Annotated in this window: 15 protein-coding genes and 1 pseudogene; 3 read left to right on the forward strand and 13 right to left on the reverse strand. The window is 65.9% G+C overall.

The window, feature by feature from the left end; all coding sequences use genetic code 11:
- The first annotated feature begins 1 nt into the window (after position 1).
- From ABD243_RS09910 to ABD243_RS09920, 3 genes and pseudogenes are all read left to right on the forward strand, one after another.
- A complete protein-coding gene (locus ABD243_RS09910) occupies positions 2-1,330 on the forward strand; it encodes an O-antigen ligase family protein (protein WP_344364900.1) in 1,329 nt (442 codons plus the stop codon).
- A complete protein-coding gene (locus ABD243_RS09915; protein ID WP_344364903.1) occupies positions 1,330-2,007 on the forward strand; it encodes a hypothetical protein in 678 nt (225 codons plus the stop codon). The genes ABD243_RS09910 and ABD243_RS09915 overlap by 1 nt, the downstream gene beginning before the upstream one ends.
- A 283-nt stretch (positions 2,008-2,290) precedes the next feature.
- A pseudogene (locus tag ABD243_RS09920) lies at positions 2,291-3,474 on the forward strand (IS3 family transposase); the annotation flags it as partial.
- Between the two features lie 100 nt (positions 3,475-3,574).
- Here ABD243_RS09920 and ABD243_RS09925 read toward each other — a convergent pair.
- From ABD243_RS09925 to ABD243_RS09985, 13 genes are all read right to left on the reverse strand, one after another.
- Positions 3,575-4,666, reverse strand: a complete 1,092-nt coding sequence (locus tag ABD243_RS09925; RefSeq protein ID WP_344364906.1) for a glycosyltransferase family 4 protein — start codon at positions 4,664-4,666, stop codon at positions 3,575-3,577.
- Positions 4,659-5,912, reverse strand: coding sequence for a glycosyltransferase (locus tag ABD243_RS09930; protein WP_344364908.1), 1,254 nt, complete (start codon positions 5,910-5,912; stop codon positions 4,659-4,661). Before ABD243_RS09930 ends, ABD243_RS09925 begins: the two co-directional genes overlap by 8 nt.
- A gap of 266 nt (positions 5,913-6,178) precedes the next feature.
- Positions 6,179-7,492 carry a M18 family aminopeptidase gene (locus ABD243_RS09935; protein WP_344364911.1) on the reverse strand — a complete coding sequence of 438 codons (1,314 nt, stop codon included), beginning with the start codon at positions 7,490-7,492 and terminating at the stop codon, positions 6,179-6,181.
- Between the two features lie 60 nt (positions 7,493-7,552).
- On the reverse strand, positions 7,553-9,004 hold the full coding sequence (locus ABD243_RS09940; protein WP_344364913.1) for a hypothetical protein: 1,452 nt from the start codon (positions 9,002-9,004) through the stop codon (positions 7,553-7,555).
- Positions 9,005-9,480: 476 nt separating this feature from the next.
- Entirely contained in the window at positions 9,481-10,965 is a 1,485-nt protein-coding gene (locus ABD243_RS09945; protein WP_344364916.1) for an amino acid permease, read from the reverse strand.
- A 340-nt stretch (positions 10,966-11,305) separates the two neighbouring features.
- Positions 11,306-11,998 (reverse strand): response regulator, encoded by a 693-nt coding sequence (locus tag ABD243_RS09950; RefSeq protein ID WP_344365308.1) that lies wholly within the window; start codon positions 11,996-11,998, stop codon positions 11,306-11,308.
- 16 nt (positions 11,999-12,014) lie between these two features.
- A complete protein-coding gene (locus ABD243_RS09955) occupies positions 12,015-13,433 on the reverse strand; it encodes a sensor histidine kinase (RefSeq protein WP_344364918.1) in 1,419 nt (472 codons plus the stop codon).
- A 31-nt stretch (positions 13,434-13,464) separates the two neighbouring features.
- Positions 13,465-14,355: an ABC transporter permease gene (locus ABD243_RS09960; protein ID WP_344364920.1), complete on the reverse strand. Its 891-nt coding sequence runs from the start codon at positions 14,353-14,355 to the stop codon at positions 13,465-13,467.
- A 3-nt stretch (positions 14,356-14,358) separates the two neighbouring features.
- On the reverse strand, positions 14,359-15,300 hold the full coding sequence (locus ABD243_RS09965) for an ABC transporter ATP-binding protein (protein ID WP_344364923.1): 942 nt from the start codon (positions 15,298-15,300) through the stop codon (positions 14,359-14,361).
- Positions 15,301-15,480: 180 nt separating this feature from the next.
- Complete coding sequence (locus ABD243_RS09970; protein ID WP_344364925.1) at positions 15,481-16,977, reverse strand: bifunctional phosphatase PAP2/diacylglycerol kinase family protein; 1,497 nt, start codon at positions 16,975-16,977, stop codon at positions 15,481-15,483.
- A gap of 74 nt (positions 16,978-17,051) precedes the next feature.
- A complete protein-coding gene (locus ABD243_RS09975; RefSeq protein WP_344364927.1) occupies positions 17,052-18,239 on the reverse strand; it encodes an MFS transporter in 1,188 nt (395 codons plus the stop codon).
- Positions 18,236-19,009, reverse strand: coding sequence for a DeoR/GlpR family DNA-binding transcription regulator (locus ABD243_RS09980; protein ID WP_344364930.1), 774 nt, complete (start codon positions 19,007-19,009; stop codon positions 18,236-18,238). Before ABD243_RS09980 ends, ABD243_RS09975 begins: the two co-directional genes overlap by 4 nt.
- A 130-nt stretch (positions 19,010-19,139) precedes the next feature.
- Positions 19,140-20,822, reverse strand: a complete 1,683-nt coding sequence (locus ABD243_RS09985) for an ABC-F family ATP-binding cassette domain-containing protein (RefSeq protein WP_116766317.1) — start codon at positions 20,820-20,822, stop codon at positions 19,140-19,142.
- Positions 20,823-20,867: the final 45 nt, after the last annotated feature.

The raw sequence follows: 20,867 nt of genomic DNA on the forward strand, positions 1-20,867 counted from the left end.
CATGTCCAACGTTGGAACACCAGCTCTGGCCCGTCTGGCCGAGCTTCGCGGTGAGCTCGGCCGGATCCGGCCTGACGCCACAACGGTCCTGACGGCCTATGCGGTCCTGCTGTATGTGGTCCCGTCTGACCGGCGCATTGCGCCCCTGGGGGGCGCAGGATCACTGGCATCCCTCCTTGCCACCGCAGCCTTGCTCTGGTGGGGCTGGCACCAAATCAACGTCGCAACCCCCGTGCTGCGTCCCAAGATCCAATGGGTCCGCGTCGGCGCCTTCACGTTCTTCGGGGCCTGTGTGGCCAGCTACGCGGTGTCGGCGCTGACTCCGCTGACCGCCGCCGACGCAAGCGTCGCGGACCTGGGGCTGGTCCGCGTTGCGGCCTTGGTGGGGATCCTTCTTGTCGCAAATGACGGCATTACCACCGAAGCGCGTCTGCTGCTGCTGACGCGCCGCCTTTGCTGGTTGGGGGCCGCGTATGCCGGCCTCGGAATCGTGCAGTTCTTTACGGGAACAAGCTTCGTTGACACGATCCAGATCCCAGGGCTCACAGCATCCGTTGACGCGGGGATCAACGCGCGGAACGGCTTTCCGCGGGCCGTCTCGACAGCCCTCCACCCACTGGAGTATTCGGTGGTCCTGACCATGATCCTGCCGCTGGCCCTGGCTATGGCCATTCATGACAAGCAACGGCCAGCCATTCCCCGCTGGAGCCCCGTGGTGCTGATCACCATGGCCTCCGCCCTATCCGTTACACGATCGGCGCTCCTCGCCACGGCTGCCGTCTTTCTGGTGCTCCTTCCCTCCTGGCCCCGCGCTGCCCGCATAGCCATGATCGCCGCAGCTGCCTGCGGATCGCTGGCACTCTACCTGGTCGTGCCGGGGATGGCGAGCACCATCCTCGCCATGTTTACCGAACACGACACCAGCGTCACGTCCAGGACGGACAGCTACGGCACGGCACTGTCGTTCATTTCCATCAGTCCACTATTCGGGCGCGGTTTTGGAACCTTCACGCCGGCCTACCGAATCGTCGACAACCAATATCTGCTCAGCACCATTGAAATCGGCGTCGTGGGACTGGCATCTCTGCTGGCGTTGGTACTTGCAGCAATGATCATCCCCTTGAAGCGCCGGCGGTCATGGAACACTCAACCCATGCGGGGACTGGGACCGGCGCTGTTCGCGTCCATGCTTGCCGGCGGCATGATTCTTGCCTTTTTCGACGCTTTCGCCTTCTCGCAGGCCTGCGGCACGCTCTTCATGGTCATGGGACTGTGCGGCTGTTACTGCAACATACCCAGCAAGGGTTTTGAGACAATAGAGGAACGATAATGGGCACTTGGACCCGGTTGTTTTACCGCATCAGAGCCAACGCCAGCACCATCTTGCGCAGACGGCTCCTGGCACTCCTTGTCGTTCTCATGATGCTCCCAGTGACATTTGCCGCCAGGGGTGTGGAAGGAGTGTTTTACAGCCGCGCGGATGTACTCTTCCTGCCTCCGCCATCGCTTTTTGGCGGGAACCTCCTCCAAGCAGATCCAGCCCAGACGCTGTCGTTTGCCGCGATTATCGAACACCGAATCAATGCCGAGCAGCCCAGCACCGCTCCACGCAGCACATCGGCACCCCTGTACGGAACGGGCGCCCGAAACACCCATGCCGTGTACATTCCCAGCTCCGGCGGTCAGTGGCAATTGAGCTTCAGCCGGCCAGTGATCACCGTGGAAGTTGTTGCCGACTCCGCCGAAGCAGCCACCAAAATGCTCAATCAACTCGTGGGAAGAATTTCCGACCTGTCGTCGCAAACCCAAACGGACAACGGCATTCAGACAGCTGCCCAAATAAGTACCGAACTATCTCCCGGACTGCCTTACGTGACCCATGTTTCCGTGCGCAATGATCGGGCGGTCGTTGCCCTCGTCCTGCTGACTCTGGGGCTTGCCGTCGGCGTTCCGTTGGTCACGGAGCGCTTCACCACGAGCCGAAAGAAACCGGCTCTTCGCACCTAGGCACGGTTGAGTGTGACCTCGCAGGAGGGCGGTGCGCGGCCGCGGCGAGCAAAGCATCTGAGTCTGTTGGTGAGGCGCCGAATGCCGCTCTTCAATGCCCTGCCCATGCTCACCTGCGCAGGGCCAGGAAACCTGCGGCTTGTTGCCCGAGTGCGCGGCCGAACGGAACAGCCCCCAGGATCCTGCGGGGCGGCGCCTGCCGGGTCGGACTGGGCCGCCACGGAGTTCTCGGACAGTGGACCCCCTTAAAATCGGGGGACTACTGAAATGAGGAATGTGCAGAATGCCTGCATCACGTCGCCGGTTCAGCCAGGAGTTCAAGGACCAGCTGTGCGAGGAAGTCGTCTCGACGTCGAAAACGATCAAGTCCGTCGCCGACTCGTACGGGGTCGGTGCCGAGACGCTGCGTAACTGGCTGAAGAAGTACCGGCAGGAACACGACACAGCCGCCACCGAGGCTCCGCTGACGGGCTCGGAGCGGGCCCGGCTGAAGGAGCTGGAACGGGAGAACCAGGAGCTGCGTGCGGCGACCGCGTTCCTGAAAAAAGCCGCTGCATACTTCGCGCGGGATCCACGGTAGTGGCGAAGTATGAATTCATCGATTCCCAGACCCGGTCCCCGGACGCGCCGCCGTTGCTGAAGATGTGCCGCTGGCTCGGGGTGTCCCGGTCCGGGTTCTACCACTGGCGCTCCCGCCCCCTTTCGGCCACCGCGGCGCGCAGGGACGTGCTCACGGAGCGGGTGAAGCACTTCTTCGCCTCCTCCGGCGGCACGTACGGCTACCGGCGGATCCACGCGGACCTGGCCGCGGAGGGCACCGAATGCTCCCCGGAGCTGGTCCGCCAGATCATGCGTGCCAACAACCTGGTGCCGTGCCAGCCGCGCCCGTTCCGCACCACCACGGAAGCGGACGCTGAAGCCGCGGCGAAGATCCCTGACCTGGTCCGCCGGGACTTCACCGCGGACCGTCCCGGGGAGAAGTTCGTCGGCGACATCACCTACATCCACACCTGGCAGGGCTTCGTCTACCTGGCCACTGTCATCGACTGCTTTTCGAAGAAGGTCGTGGGCTGGGCCGTCGCCGACCACATGCGCGCCGAGCTGGTCGAATCCGCGCTCCGGAACGCCGCGGCATCCACGCTCATCCGCCCCGGCGCGATCTGGCACTCGGACCGGGGCAGCCAATACACCTCCGCATCCTTCCGGGCCCTCGTGGCGGGCCTGGGCATGCGTTCGTCGATGGGCCGCACAGGGGTGTGCCGGGACAATGCCGCAGCGGAGACGTTCTTCTCGGCGCTGAAGAACGAGCGCGTCCACCGCACGGTCTACGCCACCAAGGCCCAGGCCAAGCGGGATGTCATCCGCTACATCGAGGGCTTCTACAACAGCCGGCGCCGGCACTCCGCCCTGGACTACCGCTACCCCAACGAGGTCCACTACAGTTACCAGCAGCCGCCCGCGGCAGCGCACAGAAAACCACTAATCCGCTGTCCGAAATCTCCTAAGCGGCCCAGACCGCGAATTTAAGGACGCGTGAGCCAAGTCGGGCGGACTTACCATGCAGCCTTTAAGACCCCGTAGCCGCTTCTGCTATGACGCGGCTAATGCCGTCGCTGAAAATGCGGTTGTCTTTGCTTTGCTCCACCAACAGGCGGCCTGCCGCCCCCATCCTGTCGGCCCGCTCCGGATCGTTCCATAGCGAAACAATTGCCGCCCGCAATGCCTCCACGTCCCCCGCGGGAACCCAGAGCCCCTCGCGCCCTTCAGTAAACGCCCCCCGTTGCCCCTCCACATCAGAAACAATGACCGGCCGGCCCATTGACCAAGCCTCATTCATGCACGTGATGCCGTTGTCACTGTTCGTCGGTTTGAGAGGAACAATCACCAGGCGGCATTTAGCGTACATCGCCCGCAACTGAGAAGGCGGCATTGTGCCAAACGTTACATTTGCCGGAATACTTTCCCCGGCGTCGCATTCTCCGGATGAAGAGTTCCACCAGTCTTGCCGTGACGTATCCAGCGCGCCGGCAATATGACAGGGAATATCCAGTCCCTCCAAGGCCTTCACAAGAGTACGATAGTCACGCATCTCACCGCCGGCGGCACAAACCATGGAGCGTTCAGGAGTCTGACCGCGTCCGCTCCAGAATTCAGAATCGGTTGTCCACGGCAAGCCAATGAGCTTTTCTGCAGGAATGCCGAGTTCGAGTTCCGCAATCTCGCGCTGAGTTGCCGGGGGCAGGATTATCTTGGTTATTCTGCTATGCACCAGTTTGAGCAATCTGGCTTTCTTGGGCTCAGAAATTCTGGTGAAGAGGGCTACGATCGTCATGCGTCGGAATGTCACTTTGAGCAGCAGCGCCAGCACGAGCGCCACATTGGCAACGCTCCAAAAGAAGACAACGTCGTATTTTCGCCCAGTTCGGTATACCTCCAGGACCTGGACAACCCACATCGGCAATCGCTTATAGATCGATTGCCGCCACTTGGGCGGATTCGTCTGAAGGCGCTGGTCCAGATATTCCACTTCAGCGTCAATATCGTGCACCCAACTGCGCGGAATGGCCCCTTGACGTTCCAACTCGCGCAAGTCGTCGAGGTATGGCGGAAAGAATAGTGAGTTTGGCACGAGTAATACCCGCAATCTTTTGTCATCCATCAGATCTGTCCCCTCCGGCTACGCTTTTGGCCCCGCCTGCCGCCATCGAGTCCAGCGATACTCCATCACGTTGGGGTTCCTGGGTGACGATTCTCGGCCGCCTGGGGCCACGCGCCCGGAAACTCCTCAGCAGGTCCGGGCCCGGCAAGACTGGCACGGTCGGAAACGCCGTTGCGGCACTCTCCCCGGTCGATTTGTGCGGCTCTAACCGCGCCACTTCATCAAGCACTGCATTACCGCTGTCCGACAAGTCAAGGGCCCTGCCAAGGCCCCTGCTAAGAATTTCCCGGGCAAAGTACTCCTGGTGGTCGTCGACATGCTCACGGTTATGCGCCGACCGAACAGCTAGGACAGGAACGGCTCCGTTGTCCAACGCCTGCAGGACAGAACCCACACCGGCATGGCAAACAAAGGCGTCTGCCTCCCTTATGAGTTGCCCCATCTCCGACCAGGGCAATTCACGATGTGCCGCTCCGGGCAGGTCATGGCGTGACGTGGCTCCGAGCTGCCACGTCACTGAACAATCGTCGGGCAGCATTGCCTTCATCGCATCGACGGCGCGGTCGAATCGATACGGCTGGATGGTGCCCAGGCTAATCAGCACATTCCTGACGGGGGTGCCGTCGCCCCGGGACCGGACTTCCCAATTGTCCAGCACGGATCCTGCGTATTTCCACCGGTCATTCGCCCAGCGTTCATACTGGGTGTAGGTCCGCACGGCGGGAAACAAGCCAAGGATCCTGCCCGTGGTCGACGCCGCATGTGTTCTCGTCAAACTCTCCACATAAAGCGCTCGGACGCCCATTGCGGAAGCGAGCGGCAGGAAGGAGACGGCCACTGCGGCTCCGGTGCTCACCACGTAGTCGAATGACCCGCTTCGAAGAATTCTGTATGCGGTCAATAGCGTGCGCAATGTGCCCTGCGCATCCCGGGTTCCAACGGGGGAAATGAAGCGCACGTTGTGGCCAGCAAGCATGGACCGCGCCTGAGGGGTGTCAAAGGTGACCCACACGGATTCTGTATCTGGACCCGGATACAGGTCGGCAATCTTCTTCAGTTCGGCCAGGTGTCCACCGCTTGAAGATACCCATAAGACACGTTTGCCCGGCGCGATCAATCGGCCCAATGTGGCCGTCACGATCGTCCAGTCCCAAAACAGGCCAACGAAAACCGTTTGCGGGAGAAAAATTCTAATGCAGACTTCATTTTCGGCTCCATCAGTCGCGGCACAGCCACGCAGCGGCATGATCCGGGGGTCTGCACTCCCCCTGTTCCTGCCAGAGGCACCGGCTTCCCGGCACCCGCTGTCGCATTCAGTTAGTTGTTACAGGTGTCCCGCGGGTGGTGAGACGGTGAGTCTCTCCGCCATGCGACCCGGATCCATGAGGCCGCATGCCCGCGGAGCATCCGTATTTTTCAACCGTAGGCATGGCCGGCCGTATTCGCTAGGCATTCCTGGCGACTATGTGGCTATCCGCACCAACTTTGTGGTGCGGACCGGAGCCCGGACCTTTACGCCGCCGTGCGGAAGAACAGCTCGGTCACCGTGGCCAGCCGGTGCGGGTCCTCGACCCCGCACAGCTCGCGCGCCGAGTGCATCGAGAGCAGGGGCACCCCGACGTCGACCGTCCGGATCCCCAGCCGGGTGGCGGTCAGGGGGCCGATCGTGGAGCCGCACGGCATCACGTTGTTGGAGACGAATTCCTGGTACGGGATGCCGGCGTCGGTGCACAGCCGCGCCCAGAGGGCGGCCCCGGCGGCGTCGGTGGCATAGCGCTGGTTGGCGTTGATCTTCAGCAGGGGGCCGCCGTTCAGGACCGGCCGGTTGGCGGGGTCGTGCCGTTCCGGGTAGTTCGGGTGGACTGCATGGCCCGCGTCCGCGGAGACACAGAACGACCCCGCAAAGGCCTGCCGCCGCTGGCTCGCCGAAGCCCCGAGCCCGTCGGAGATCCGCACCAGAATGTCTTCAAGGACCGGTCCGCAGGCGCCGGAGCGTGATGCGGAGCCGATTTCCTCGTGGTCGAAGGCTGCCAGCACGGCGATCGGTGCACCCTCCGGCAGGGGCGTGCCGGCGTGGGCGATTAGCGCCGTGAGCCCGGCGTGCGTCGCGGAGAGGTTATCGAGCCGGCCGGAGGCGAAGAATTCGCGTTTCGCGCCGAACACCGCTGGGGCCTGGGTGTCCGCGATGACGACGTCGTACCCGCCGATCTGCGCCGGATCCACGTCCGCGTCCGTGACCCTCGCCGCGAGGAGGCCGAGCAGGTCCTCGCCGGCCGGATCGCCGAGCCCGAACACCGGATTCATGTGCTGCTGCTTGTCCAGGGCCAGGCCTTCGTTCACTGCCCGGTCCAGGTGGATGGCGAGCTGCGGGAAACGCAGCAGCGGCCCCGTGGCCGTGAGGTGCTGCGCGCCGTCGCGCATGACGAGCCTCCCTGCGAGCTGCAGTTCGCGGTCCAGCCAGGAGTTCAGGAGGGGGCCGCCGTAGACCTCGACGCCGGCCTGCAGCCAGCCGAACTTGCCCGTGGTGGGCTTGGGCTTGAGTTTGAACGACGGCGAATCCGTGTGGGCGCCGAGGATATTGAATCCCGTGGTCGGGCCGGCGGCCGGGGGCAGCACCCAGGCGATGAGGGCGCCGTCGCGCATCACGTAGAACTTGCCGGCCGTGGCGGCGGGTGCCGCCCAGGGCCGCAGCTCGTCGAGGCCGGTGAAGCCTGCCTCGTCCAGCCGGCGCGCGGCCTCGTGGACGGCGTGGAAGCTCGACGGCGACGCGCTGACGTAGGCGCCGAGGTCCTGGATGTGGTCTGCGGCAGAGCTCGGTGTTGGCATGGTTTCGAGTCTAGCCCGGCCCGGGACGGCTCAGACCGTGTGCAAATTGGCTATCACGCTTTATTTGCCGTCGCGGCGTGTGCAGATACGCTCGTCCTGCCATTTTTCGCAGGCATAGCCGTCCCGAAGCGTCGACTCCACCTTGGCCCAATAGGCGTTCCAGGTCGGATCTCCATCTTTTGGCCCCGCTGCCGGTGACAGGAGGATCACCTCCGCCCTCGGCAGGCACTCGGCCACACTGTTGAGGACCTCCGCAGTATCGAAGGCGTACTGCTGGAACCGGGGACAAGCCAATTTCCAGTCCCGCAGTCCATAGGCATGGCCGTCGTCGTCGTTCGCGCCAAGTCGCGCATAGGTTCCTGAGGGACCCACGGACAGGACGGCCCGGGCTTCCGCGGACACATCGTTCAGGGCGGCCAAGGAACGGGGACCGGAGATCAGTGCGGCTCCACCATACCGCAAGGGTGCGGTTGGCCCGGAGAGCGCCACTATCAGGCCCACGAGGGCTGCCATGTGGAGCTTGGACCTGACGTTGAAGCCAGACTGGAACCTTTGGACAGCACCGACCCCGACAAGGATCGCAGGAACGTAGAGGACCTGACCGTGATGGTCCCACATACCGGTAAACCCCAGTACCACCAGCGCCGCGACCAATGCAGTTGCCGCGCAGGCCCACAACATCAGGCTGCGTCGTTCCACGGGACGCGTGCCCCCGGCGAGGCGGTTCTCTGCAAACACCCAGACGATGGCCCCTGCGACGGCCGTCGCAACCACAACGGCATCAATCGATGCTACGAGCATCAAGTGCCCGACGAAGGAGCCCCACCGCTCGTCCACAAGGTCACCTTGCGAGTAAGAGACGTTTGCCAGCTGTGCCTGAAGGTAAGGGAACAATTCCCCCCGGGCGTACAACAAGCCCGCCAAGGCTGCCGCGCACAAGGCAAAGGCGGCGCTGCCTGGGACCAGAGCGCGCCATTCCTTGCGGAGGGTGATGACCGTGAGGATCAGCAGCAAAGCGATCGGCAGCATAACCAGCTTCAGACAGGCGAGAATTGCCAGCAGGAAGCCAGCTGCCGCAAACCGCCGTGAAACGGTGGCTGCCAAGACCAAGAGGACAAGCGCCGTCCCCGGCAAATGGGTGTACCCGGGCCGGTACAGCCCACCGGTCAGGATCAGGGGCGTCATCCCGAAAGCGGCAAACAGCGCCCCGGGAGCGTTACACCCCAGCTTCCGGGCCAGTACATAGACGGCAGTCCCGGCACTCACGATCCACGTGAGTTCCAGGAGGATATCCGCGTACGGTGAGATCGTCCTGCCCAAAGCGAGGCTGTAGTAGAACAGTGGATCCTTGTTGTCCCAAACGTCGCGGTACAGGGTGTCTCCGGCCAGGAGCCGCTCGGCCACCGAAACGAAGATGCCTCGGTCGCTGCTGGTACCCGGGATAATCCGCGGGAGCAGGGCCACCCAGATGACGAGCAGGGAAACAGGTACCCATTTTCCCAGTGACCGCACATACGCCCTAGTCCCTGTGCGAGTGTCCCGATCCTGCGCATTGCTTGCGGCTGCAAGTCCCTTGGCTCCCACATCCATGCATTTCCCGCCTTTTCTCCGGTCACCTGAGCAATCGTGGCAATAGCGTGTTCCGACCAGAGGGAAGAGCCAACTTCCGGCACTGTGCCCCCACTAACGAGCCGGGTAGAGCCTGTGCTGGGAGAATATGGCAATCAAAACGACAGGTCAACGGCTCAAGTGGATTCTCTAACGGGTGGTGGCTGGCCTGGTGTGCCTGGCCGTTTCACCTGGGTTGCCGCGGGCGGGGGAGGCCACCGGCACCTTATCCCGCATCCGGCCAGCGACTGGACATGTTCCCCCTTCAGCCTGAACTGGTCCCCGGAAGTTGGACTGGGATATTCATTTCCGACTTCCGGGGAGCAGTTCAGCGCCGGGGTTGGGCATGTCCCGGTGGTGCTGGGTCCCGCGCCGGAAACCTAGGCCTCGGTTCGGGCCCCTGCTGCCTCCAAGTCGGCATCCTTCGCCGCGTCCACGCCCGCAGCGCCCTCGACCTGCCCGGCAGGAGCGGCGGGAGCGGCAGAAGCAGCACCCGTTGCGGGGACGGTGGCCTTGGCGCCGTTCTTGCGGTAGCGGAAAACTCCGAGTCCCACGACGACGGCGGCGAGTGCCAGCGAGAGGACCAGCGATTCCCGCGTGGATTCCAGGATCACCATGCCGATCAGGAGCGCGACGATGCTGACGATGGCCGCCCAGGTCAGGTACGGGAAGAGCCACATCTTCAGCTGGAGGTCCTTGGCGGCGGCGCCCATGCGGCGGCGCAGGATCAGCTGGGAGACGGCGATCACGAGCCACACGAACAGTGCGATGGCGCCGGAGGTGTTAACCAGGAACAGGAAGACAGTGTCCGGGGCGATGTAGTTCAGGCCGACCGTGACGAAGCCGACCACCGTGGAGGCCAGCACGGCGGAGGAGGGCACGCCGGTCTTGGAGATCCGCATCCAGGACCGGGGGGCGTCCCCGCGCCGCGACAGCGAGAACAGCATGCGGCTGGCGGTGTAGAGGCCCGAGTTCAGGCAGGAAAGCACCGAGGTCAGCACCACGATGTCCATGATGGTGCCGGCTCCGGGGATCCCGAACAGTTCGATGACTGCAACGTAGGGGCTCTTGGCGACGGAGGCGGAGTTCCAGGGAAGCAGGGTGACCACGATCGCGATGGATCCGATGTAGAAGACGAGGATGCGCCAGACGGTGGATTTCACGGCCTTCTTGACGGCGTCGACCGGGTTCTCGGATTCGCCGGCGGCGATGGTGGCAATTTCCGCCCCGAAGAAGGAGAAGACGACGACGAGGATGCCGGCCAGGACGGCGCCGGGACCGTTGGGCATAAACCCGCCGTGACCGATCAAATTGTCCAGCCCGGGTGCCGGGACGCCCGGGATGAGGCCCAGGATCGCGGCGACACCGAAGAGCAGGAAGAGCACGATTGCCGCCACTTTGATGGACGCGAACCAGAATTCGAACTCGCCGTAAGACTTCACGGAGCCGAGGTTGGTTAGCGTCAGCAGCACCATCAGGGCAAGAGCCCAAACCCACTGGTCAATACCGGGTACCCAGCGGTGCATGATGGCCGCCCCCGCCGTGGCTTCGATGCCGAGGACAATGATCCAGAACCATGCGTAGAGCCAGCCGATGCTGAACCCTGCCCACCGGCCCAGGGCCTTGTCCGCGTAGGTCGAGAATGAGCCGGTTTCCGGGTTGGCCGCAGCCATTTCGCCGAGCATGCGCATGACGAGGATGACGACGAGTCCCGCCGCGGCGTAGGCCACCAGGATACCGGGGCCGGCCTGCTGGATCGCGGCGCCCGAACCGACAAACAGTCCGGCGCCGATCACGCCGGCGATGGCGATCATGGATAGATGCCTGGGTTTCAGTGATTTTGAGAGCTGCTGGTCAGCGTGCATGGAAGCGCCGTCCTTCGTGGGGGGTCCGGGCCCGTTTTTATGCCGGCAATGCATGGGTTCCATACTGTGCGGCGGGCCACAATGTCGTTTCACCCTAGACCGCCTCGCGCACTGCCCGTCTTGTGCAGTCCTACAAATGACGCGGGGTCAGACCGGGCCATGACCCAACAAAGAGGTGCAGCAAGCAACCAAAGTTGCCTCAAGGGCAATTTGGTAATGTGCCTGAAACCACTGCTTCAAAACTACCGGCCGGTAACCAGGTCGCCTGCCCCGCCAGCCGTCGGGCAGGCGCCCGTCCGACGGGGCGCCTCCGCCGGTCGTGCGCTTCGGCTAGCAGTCGCTAGTAATCCGCGTTGCTCGGCACCACGAGCCCGGTCTCATAGGCGTACACAACCGCCTGGACGCGGTCGCGGAGGTGCAGCTTGGTCAGGATCCGGCGCACGTGCGTCTTGACCGTGGCCTCGGACAGGAAGTACCTATGCGCAATTTCGGCGTTGGAGAGGCCCTCCGCCATCGCCCCCAGCATTTCGGTTTCGCGCGGGGTCAGGTCCTCCAGCAGGGGATCCCTCGCCGGACGCGCCGGGTTACCGGCCGGGCCGCCGCCGCCGTCCACCCCGGACGGGCCCGCCCCCGCCGGGTCGGCGCCGCCCCCGGCACCGCGGACATAGGTCTCCAGCAGCCGCTGCGTGACACGCGGAGCAACGACGGCGTCGCCGCTGGCCACAATCCGCACGGCACTGATCAGTTCGGCAGGGGCGACGTCCTTGAGCAGGAACGCCGAGGCCCCGGCCTGCAGCCCGGCAAAGGCGTATTCATCGAGGTCAAAGGTGGTCAGGATGATGATCTTGGCGCGGGACGCCGAGGCCGCAATGGCCCGGGTCGCCTCGATCCCGTCCAGCACCGGCATCCGGACGTCCATCAGGACGACGTCGGGCACGAGCTCCCGGGCTTGCCGGACCGCATCGGCGCCGTCGGACGCCTCGCCGACGATGCACAAGTCATCTTCGCCCTCGAGGATGAGACGGAACCCCATCCGAAGCAGCGGCTGGTCATCCACCAGCAGAACGCGTATGGCTTCTTTGTCGGCCACTGTTCCCCCTTGTTTGTGTTGCGGCTGTTGGTATTAGAGCTGTTGGTGTTGCGGCTGGTGGAGTTGCCGTGTCTTCATTGCAGTTCAGTTCCGCGTGCACCCGCCAGCCGCCGTTGCCGGTATGCCCTGCCTGCACCGTGCCTGCGTAGATCTTGGCCCGCTCCCGCATCCCGGCAATTCCCTGGCCGGTGCCTAGCGATTCCCGTGAATCGGCGTGCGCGCCGGCCCCCGGACCGCCGAATTCCACGGTTCCGCGGCCGTCGTCGGCCACGTCAATGGTCACGAGCAAACCGTTCCGGACGATGCCCACGTCCACGCGGCTCAGCGCACGCCCGTAGCGCAGCACATTGGTCAGCGACTCCTGCACGATCCTGTAGACGGTCAGCTGGAACGCTGCATCGCCGGGCAGCGCCGGACCGGTGTGCGTGTAATGCAGCGGCAGGCCTGCGGTCCGGAAGCCTTCAAGCAGTTTGGCGAGGCTGCCGCCGTCCACGAGCGGTTCCCGCGGAGCATGTCCCGCGCCGGAATCGTCGCGCAGCACACCGAGGACGCGCCGCATGTCGGCCAGCGCGGTCCGTCCCGTCCGGGAGAGTTCCTCCAGAACGCCGGCGGCGCGCTGCGGATCCTTCTTGACCACGACGGCGGCGCCGTCCGACAGGCTGATCATGACGGTCAGCGAGTGCGCCACGACGTCGTGCATTTCGCGTGCGATCCGGTTGCGTTCGGTGACCGAGCCGAGCTGCTGGGCGCGGGCCGCCCAGGCGGCTATCTCGTGCTCGTGCTCGCGCCGTTGCCGCACCGAGATCCCGATCCCCGTGGCGATCACGTTGGAAAGGGTGATGCTGATGGCGGCCGCGATGCTCGTGATCAGCTGGAAGTTCTCCGGCGTGCTGACGGCCATGTCCGGGAGCCGCCCATCCAGCGGGCCAACCGCGAGCATGAAGTACAGGAGCACGAGCGGGGCCGTCGTCACGGCGAGGGCCGCCAGGGCGAAACGCCGGTTGCGGACCACCGCCACCGCGTACAGCGCAAACCAGAGCCCGGCGGAGACATTGGAACCCCACGGATGCAGGAACGTGACGGCCAGTTCCAGTGCCCCCACGGCCGCCGTTACCTGCACCGGGCGGGAGCGCCGGAAAAGCAGGACCGGAGCGGCCGCCGCGAGCAGCACGGTGACCTGCCATTCGCCGTGAATGAGTGACTCGACCGCCGTGGGCGTGACCAGGAGCAGGTAGCAGAGCACCACCAGGACATCCATGACCCGCGGACGGGCCAACAGGTAGCGGCGGAGCCAACCGCGCCGGCGTGCGGTGATTTCGGCGAAGGACGCGTCGGCCGGAGCGGTTGACGCGTCCTTCACGGGCACAGCATCGATCATGCTCTGAGCCTAGACTGCGGGATCTGCAGGCCTAGACATCCCGCCTCTTGAGCATGACGCCGGCGAGGATCACGGGAACAACAACCCAGGCGCCCAGGACCAGGCCGGCCTGCCAGGCTTCCAGGGTGTCCGGGACGTGGTCCAAAGCCGTGAGCGGATCCACCGTGTTGCCCGGCAGGTACTTGCGGGCCTCCACGAAGAAGTCCCCCGGAATGAGCTGGAAGGCGATGGGTGCCACGAAGAACAGGCCCACCAGGCTCATGATGCCGCCCGCCGAGTTGCGGATCAGGGTTCCCAGGGCCAGGCCGATCGCCGCGACGGCTGCCACGTAGATGCTGTTGACGATGAGCATCTTGACCGACTGCGAGCTGCCCAGGTCAAGGCCAAGGCCGTAGTTGTCCAGGATCGGCACCGAGACGAAACCGGCGGCCAAGGTGGACGCGGCCGTGACCACGAAGGACGTCAGCACCACCACCACGAGCTTGGCCGCGAACGCCGGGATGCGCTTGGGCACGGCCGCGAACGTGGACCGGGCCATGCCGGTGGTGAATTCCGAGCTCATCAGCAGCACGCCGAGGGAGCCGAGGATGAGCTGGGCGAAGGCGATGCCGGAGGTGGGGACGCCGACGGCGAGGTCCCCTCCCTGCGCCGCGATCCTGGCGGCCGCCTGCGGGTCCCGCGCCGCGGCCTCGGAGAACTGCCCCGTTCCCCAGGCGGAGAGTGCCCCAAACCCCACCATCACCACAATCGTGGACCCGAGCAGGATCAGGGTGGAGAGCAGGGTGCGGAACTTGATGAATTCGGAGTTGAGGACCCGCGGGAAGCTGGGTCCGGGCCCGGTACTGGTGCCGTCTCCGGACCGTTGGGGGCCGGCGTCGGCACCGCGGGGCGAGGGCGTGGATTCAACGGTAGTGGAACTCATGGCTTACTTGCCTCCGGCTTCGGCGGGATCGGCGCCCGTGGTGATCAGCGAGTGGTATTCGACCTCATCCTTGGTCAGTTCCATGTAGGCCTCCTCGAGGCTGGCCTGGAGCGGCGTGAGTTCGTAGATCATGACCTGGTGTTCCAGCGCGGCGGTGGCGATCTGCCGGGGGTCCAGCCCCTTGACTTCCAGGAGCTCGCGTTCTTGGACCTCCACCGAGACGCCGGTTCCGGCCAGCAGCTGCATGAGCCGGTCCGGCTGGTCGGTCCGGACCCGCGTGCGGCCCTGGCCTTTGCCGGTGATGATCTCCTGGATCGGGGCGTCGGCGATGATCCTCCCGCGGCCGATCACGATCAGGTGGTCCGCCGTGACGGCCATTTCACTCATGAGGTGGCTGGAGAGGAAGACCGTGCGCCCCTCGGAGGCCAGGTACTTCACCAGGTTGCGGACCCACACCACCCCCTCCGGGTCGAGACCGTTGACGGGCTCGTCGAGGATGACGGTCTGCGGGTCGCCCAGGAGGGCCGCGGCGATGCCCAGCCGCTGGCCCATGCCGAGCGAGAAGCCGCCGACCTTTTTCCTGGCCACTTCGGCCAGTCCGGTCATCTCGATCACGTCGTGGACGCGCTTCTTGGGGATGCTGTGCGTCGCGGCCATGGCCAGCAGGTGGTTGTAGGCGGAGCGGCTCGTGTGGACGGCTTTGGCGTCCAGCAGCGCGCCGACGTCCCGCAGCGGGGCGGCGTGCTTGGTGAGCGGCGATCCGTTGACGGTCACGGAGCCCGACGTCGGCCGGTCCAGTCCCATGATCATGCGCATGGTGGTGGATTTTCCGGCCCCGTTCGGGCCCAGGAAGCCGGTGACCCGGCCGGCTTCGACGGTGAAGTTGACGCCGGCGACGGCGGTCTTGTCGCCGTAAACCTTGGTCAGGCCTCGTGCTTCGATCATGGAAGCGTTCCTTTGCGTAGCGGGCTGTTGTCCGGGGCGCCGCAGTCACGGGCCCGTCTGCACACCACGCTACCGACGCCGGGGGCGAATTTCGCCGGTCTCAGGGATGATTCAGGGGCGAATCAGGGTAGTCCGGGAGGATGACAGGCCGTCCGCGGGCAGGGGCGGCACGAGCGTGATTCAGTCGAGCGGCGAATAGTACGTCAGCGCGCCGCGGCGGACCGCGAACTCCACGCTCCGCACGCCGGGCATGACCTCACCGTCAACGGCCAGGACCATGGGCCCGTCCCCTGGTTCCACCGTGATCCGGTCTGTTTCGGTGAGGTGGGTGATCCCGGAGGTGGCCACGGTGCCGGTCAGCACGGCCCAGAGCAGCCGCAGCCGGGCGAACGGCTCGTCGGCGGTGATCATCCGCAGGTCCAGGACTCCGTCGGCCAGCACGGGGCGCACCAGCGGCGCGTGGTCGCGGGGGTAGTAGCGGCCGCGGCCGATGTAGAGGATCCACAGCCGGTGCCGCACCCCGTTGACGATCAGCGTGGTGGGGGTGCCGGCCGCGAAGGTCCGGAACATGGCCACCACACCGGCGAGGGGTTTGCCGAGTGCCGGCTGGAGCTGTTCGCGCCGGCGGACCAGGTTCGGGTAGAGGCCGATGCTGGCGGTGTTGAGCATGCTCAGTTCGAGGTGCTCGGGGCTGTCGGGGAGCCCTCGCTCAACGCTCACGTGGCCGACGTCGGCCACGGCCGCCTCGCCGCGCGATGCCGCCCGGACGGCCGCCTCCAAGGTGGGTGTCCCGGCGTCGCGGGCGAAGTGATTGAGCGTTCCGCCGGGAAGCACCAGGAGCGGGAGCGAATGTTCGACAGCGGTGGCCGCCGCGGTACCGACGGTTCCGTCACCGCCCCAGACGCCGAGGGCCACAATCCCCGGGCGGGTCCCGACGCCGGCTATTTCCGCCGCGATGTCCTCGCCCTGGCCGATTTCCTGTATATACGCTTTGGGGAATATTTTCTGGAGGGCGTCTGCGGTCTCGTCGGCATAGGAGCCGCCGAGGGCGTTAATCGCGATGCCGAGGCCCTGACCCTCCGGAAGGTCCGGAGCCCGGAGGGCGCTGCGGCGGGTCTCCGGGAACGGCGGCCGGACAGGCCACCATTTCCGCGTCACCATGGCCGCCCCGGCGCCGATCGCGGAGCCGAACAGCACGTCCGAGGGCCAGTGGGCCCCCGTGTGGACCCGCGAGTAGGCCACCCCGGCCGCGACAGGCGCCAGCGCCGCTCCGAGTCCCGGCCGGACCATGCCGACGCCCAGCGCGAAGGCAACCGCGGAGGCGGAGTGGCCCGACGGCATCGACGAACTCGTGGGCTGGGGGTTGACGAAGCGGAAGACCGGCAGGTGTTCGGGCAGGGGGCGCCTCCGGGGCAGGAGCGTCTTGAACACCACGTTGGTGACGGCCGACGCGACGCCTTGCGCAATGAGCCCGTGCACGGCTGCCCGCCGCGTCTTTCCGGGCACGAGGGCCAGGACTCCGGCGATGCCGAACCAGAGCTTGCCTTTGTTGGCGGCTGCGGACAAGCCGCGGAAAAACTCATCGTGGCCACCGCCCGGCAGCTTGGACACGGCGCGCACAAGTTTGCGGTCGAGGGTCGACAGGCGGCCGGGAGCTTTCCTCAGCATGGTTCGCATCTGACCACCATACTGCCGGAGCCGGAGCGCCGCAGGCAGGGCCCCGCGGCAGGCTATCAGCCTCGCAGGGCTCCCTACTTGGCGGGCAGCGGCTTCGCGGCGCCGGCGAGCAGCAGGGCCACGAGAATGGGAATCCCGATCGCCAGCAGTGCGGTCCTGATCCCCGTCGCATCGCCCAGGAAGCCCAGCAGGGGCGGCCCGGCGAGGAACGCGATGTAGCCCAGCGTGGACACCACGGACACCCGTGCGGCCGCCTTCCGGGGGTCATCCGCCGCGGCCGACATCCCGATCGGAAACGCAAGGGCAGCCCCCACGCCCCAGAGCACGGCACCGGCGGCGGCCAGCCAGATGGTGCCGGCGAACACGAAGAGGCAGAGGCCCGCAGCCGCTGCGGCCATGCTGGCGCGGAGTACGGCCACACGGCCGTAGGCGTCGATCGCGCGGCCGCCGAAGAAACGCATGGCCGTCATGGCGAGCACGAAGGCGGCGAACATGAGCGCGCCCGTGGACTGTTCAGCGCCGAGACCGTCGACCGCAGCCTTGGCAATCCAGTCGTTGCCGGCGCCTTCGGTCAGGGTGGCGCCCAGGACGACGACGCCGATCAGGAGCGTGCGGCCGTCCCGCCACGCGGAGACGGCCTTGCCACGGCCCGTTTCTCCGGCGGCGGACCCGGCGTCGGCCTGATGGGGCAGGAAGTAGCGCGGGGCCACGGTGGTCAGGACGGCGACGATCGCGGCGACGACCAGCAGGTGCTCCGGAAGCCCGACCCCCAGGGTGGACAGTCCGGCACCGATGAGGGCTCCGACGAACGCGCCGCCGCTGTAGGCGGCGTGGAACTGCGGCATGATGGTGCGCCCAAGCCGGTGTTCGACGTCGGCGCCTTCGATGTTCTGCGAAACATCCCACAACCCGACGCCGATCCCGAAGAGGAACAGGGAAGCGGCAGTCCCCGGCACGGAGGCCGCCATCAGGGAAAGCGCCACGCCGACGCCGGCCGCCGCGGCAAACAGCCCTGCACTGCGGACCGTATTGGCGGTGCCGATCCGGCCCACGACGAATCCGGCCGTGGGCAGGGCGATCAGCGAGCCGACCGCCAGGCACAGCAGCAGTGTTCCCATCTGCCCCGAGGTAATGTGCAGGATTTCCGTCACCGCGGGGATGCGGGCGGCCCAACTGGCGAAGACCAGTCCGTTGATCCCGAAGACCAGGAACGTGGCCCCGGCGGCGGCCTTCAGTTGCGGCTCGGTTGCGGTGCTGGTCATACGATCACTGCTTCCACTGAGTGTTGCGCGAGGTGGGCATGTTCTTCCGGACTGAGCCGCCGGTCCGTCACGATGGCATCCACGGCATCCAGGGATGCCACGAGGGCGACGGCGCTGGCATCCCACTTGGATCCTGCGCAGGCGACGATCACCCTGCCGGCGGATTCGAGGCCGGCGCGCTTCACGGCGGCGTCGTCAAGATCGTGAGCCAACAGCCCGTCCTTGAGGTTCAGGGCGCAGGGAGTGACCACGGCGGTGTCGAAGCGCAGCGAGCGGATGTTCGATTCCGTCATCGGTCCGCGGAAGGACATCTCGCCGGGGATGAGGCTGCCGCCGGGCATCAGGAGCTCGGGACGCCGACCCGCGGGCGCATCCTCAGGGGACAGTATGCTGACGGCCCGCAGCGACATGGGCATGATGGTCATGTCGCGCTGGCGCAGCTGGCGGGCGATCTCGGTCGCCGTGGTGCCACTGTCCAGCCAGATGTGGCCCCGGTCCTGGAGCATGGCCGCCACGCCGGCGGCAATCCGGACCTTGACGGCGTGGTCCTCCAGCTCGCGCTGGCCGTAGGCAGGGTTTTCTCCCCGCAGCACCAGGCTTCGGGCGCCGCCGTGCACCCTGCGGAGGACGCCATGGAGCGCCAGCACGTCGAGATCGCGCCGGATGGTGGCCCCGGACGCGCCGCAGGCGGTCATCAGTTCGTCCACGGTCATCTGGTCCCGATGCCTCAGCAGCTCGCCGATCAGGCGATGCCGCTCATCAGTATTCATGAAGAAATGATAGCAGTCGGTGATCATTTGATCATCGAATGCGCAACTGCGATCACACCGTATGGGACGGGAGGGCAGCTATGTCCCTACGGCAACGTGGGGAAGTGCAGGACGCGAGGGAGGGTCTACCTTAGCGGGCGCGCTCGACGCGCTTTTCGTCCCAGACCGGCTCGGCCGATTCATAGACCTTGCCGTCCGAGCCGAAGACCAGGAAGCGGTCGAAGGTGCGGGCGAACCAACGGTCGTGGGTGACCGCCAGGACGGTGCCCTCGAAGTGGTCGATCGCCCGTTCCAGGGCCTCGGCCGAATGCAGGTCCAGGTTGTCCGTCGGCTCGTCGAGCAGCAGCAGCGTGGCGCCGGAGAGCTGGAGGAGCAGGATCTGGAAGCGGGCCTGCTGGCCGCCGGAGAGCGACTCGTACTTCTGCTCGGACTGCCCGGCGAGGCCGTAGCCGTCCAGGGCGCCGGCGGCGGCTTCGCGGCCGAGCCCGGAGCGGTGCTCGTCGCCGCGATGCAGGATCTCCAGCAGGGTTTTGCCCAACAGATCGGGCCGGACGTGGGTCTGGGCGAAGAAGCCGGGCCGGATCCGGGCGCCGAGTTTCACGGTGCCCTCGTGCGGAACCTCCGCAATCTCGACGTCGGACACCGGCAGGTGCTCCCGTTCGGGGTCGGTGCCGCCGGTGGCCAGCAGGCGCAGGAAGTGGCTCTTGCCCGAACCGTTGGACCCGAGGACGCCCACGCGGTCACCGAACCAGATCTCCGTCGAGAAGGGCTTCATGAGGCCGGTCAGCTCAAGCTTTTCGGCCACGATGGCGCGCTTGGCGGTGCGCCCGCCCTTGAGCCGCATCTGCACGTTTTGCTCGATCGGCAGGGCCTCGGGCGGGCCGGCCTCGAGGAACTTCGCCAGGCGGGTCTGCGCGGCGTGGTACCGGTTGGCCATGTCTGAGCGGAATGCCGCCTTGTTCTTGTACATGTTGACGAGTTCCTTGAGCTTCACGTGCTCCTCATCCCAGCGCTTGCGCAGCTCCTCAAAGCGTGCGTTCCGGTCCGCGCGGGCGTCCACGTAGGAGCCGAAGCCGCCGCCGTGGATCCACGCGCCGGCACCGTTGATACCCGGTTCCAGCGTGACGATGCGTCCCGCGGCGTTGTTGAGCAGTTCACGGTCGTGGCTGATGAAGAACACGGTCTTCTTCGAGTCATTCAGCTTCGCTTCGAGCCAGCGCTTACCCGGGACATCGAGGTAGTTGTCGGGTTCGTCGAGGAGCAGCAGTTCATCGGGGCCGGCAAAAAGAGCCTCGAGCACCAGCCGCTTCTGCTCGCCTCCGGAGAGGCTCGACGCCGGGCGGTGCTGCGCGCGGTCAAACGGCAGGCCGAGGGCCGCCATGCACACCTCGTCCCAGACGGTCTCGACGTCGTAGCCGCCGGCATCTCCCCAGTCCACGATCGCCTGGGCATAGTTCATCTGCGTGGGCTCGTCGTCGTGCTCCAACATGGCCAATTCTGCCTCGTCCACGGCGCGCGCGGCAGCCGCCAGCGCCGGCGGGGCGGCTGACACCAGGAGGTCCCGGACCGTGGAGTCGTCGCGGACTTGGCCCACGAACTGGCGCATGATGCCCATGTTCCCGGAGCGGCCAATCACGCCTTCGTCCGGGACGAGGTCACCGGAAATGATCCGGAACAGCGTGGTCTTACCAGTTCCGTTCGGCCCGATCAGCGCGGTCTTGGTGCCGTCCGGGACCTTGAAGGTCACCCCGTTGAGCAGCTGGGTGCCATCGGAGAGGAAGTAATCGATGCCGGAAACGTCAATATGAGCCACGCATTCAATCTTCCCACGGCCGCGCGGGACTCCCGGCGGACGCCC

It is taken from the genome of Arthrobacter humicola (assembly GCF_039531445.1).
GTDB lineage: Bacteria > Actinomycetota > Actinomycetes > Actinomycetales > Micrococcaceae > Arthrobacter > Arthrobacter humicola.

Excerpts from the sequence above, each read along its gene's own strand:
- ABD243_RS09915 (WP_344364903.1), top strand. The coding sequence starts at position 1,330 with ATGGGCACTTGGACCCGGTTGTTTTACCGCATCAGAGCCAACGCCAGC.
- ABD243_RS09945 (WP_344364916.1), bottom strand. The coding sequence starts at position 10,965 with ATGCACGCTGACCAGCAGCTCTCAAAATCACTGAAACCCAGGCATCTA.
- ABD243_RS09970 (WP_344364925.1), bottom strand. The coding sequence starts at position 16,977 with ATGCGAACCATGCTGAGGAAAGCTCCCGGCCGCCTGTCGACCCTCGAC.
- ABD243_RS09975 (WP_344364927.1), bottom strand. The coding sequence starts at position 18,239 with ATGACCAGCACCGCAACCGAGCCGCAACTGAAGGCCGCCGCCGGGGCC.
- ABD243_RS09930 (WP_344364908.1), bottom strand. The coding sequence starts at position 5,912 with ATGCCGCTGCGTGGCTGTGCCGCGACTGATGGAGCCGAAAATGAAGTC.
- ABD243_RS09980 (WP_344364930.1), bottom strand. The coding sequence starts at position 19,009 with ATGAATACTGATGAGCGGCATCGCCTGATCGGCGAGCTGCTGAGGCAT.
- ABD243_RS09935 (WP_344364911.1), bottom strand. The coding sequence starts at position 7,492 with ATGCCAACACCGAGCTCTGCCGCAGACCACATCCAGGACCTCGGCGCC.
- ABD243_RS09955 (WP_344364918.1), bottom strand. The coding sequence starts at position 13,433 with ATGATCGATGCTGTGCCCGTGAAGGACGCGTCAACCGCTCCGGCCGAC.
- ABD243_RS09925 (WP_344364906.1), bottom strand. The coding sequence starts at position 4,666 with ATGGATGACAAAAGATTGCGGGTATTACTCGTGCCAAACTCACTATTC.
- ABD243_RS09965 (WP_344364923.1), bottom strand. The coding sequence starts at position 15,300 with ATGATCGAAGCACGAGGCCTGACCAAGGTTTACGGCGACAAGACCGCC.
- ABD243_RS09910 (WP_344364900.1), top strand. The coding sequence starts at position 2 with ATGTCCAACGTTGGAACACCAGCTCTGGCCCGTCTGGCCGAGCTTCGC.
- ABD243_RS09950 (WP_344365308.1), bottom strand. The coding sequence starts at position 11,998 with ATGGGGTTCCGTCTCATCCTCGAGGGCGAAGATGACTTGTGCATCGTC.
- ABD243_RS09960 (WP_344364920.1), bottom strand. The coding sequence starts at position 14,355 with ATGAGTTCCACTACCGTTGAATCCACGCCCTCGCCCCGCGGTGCCGAC.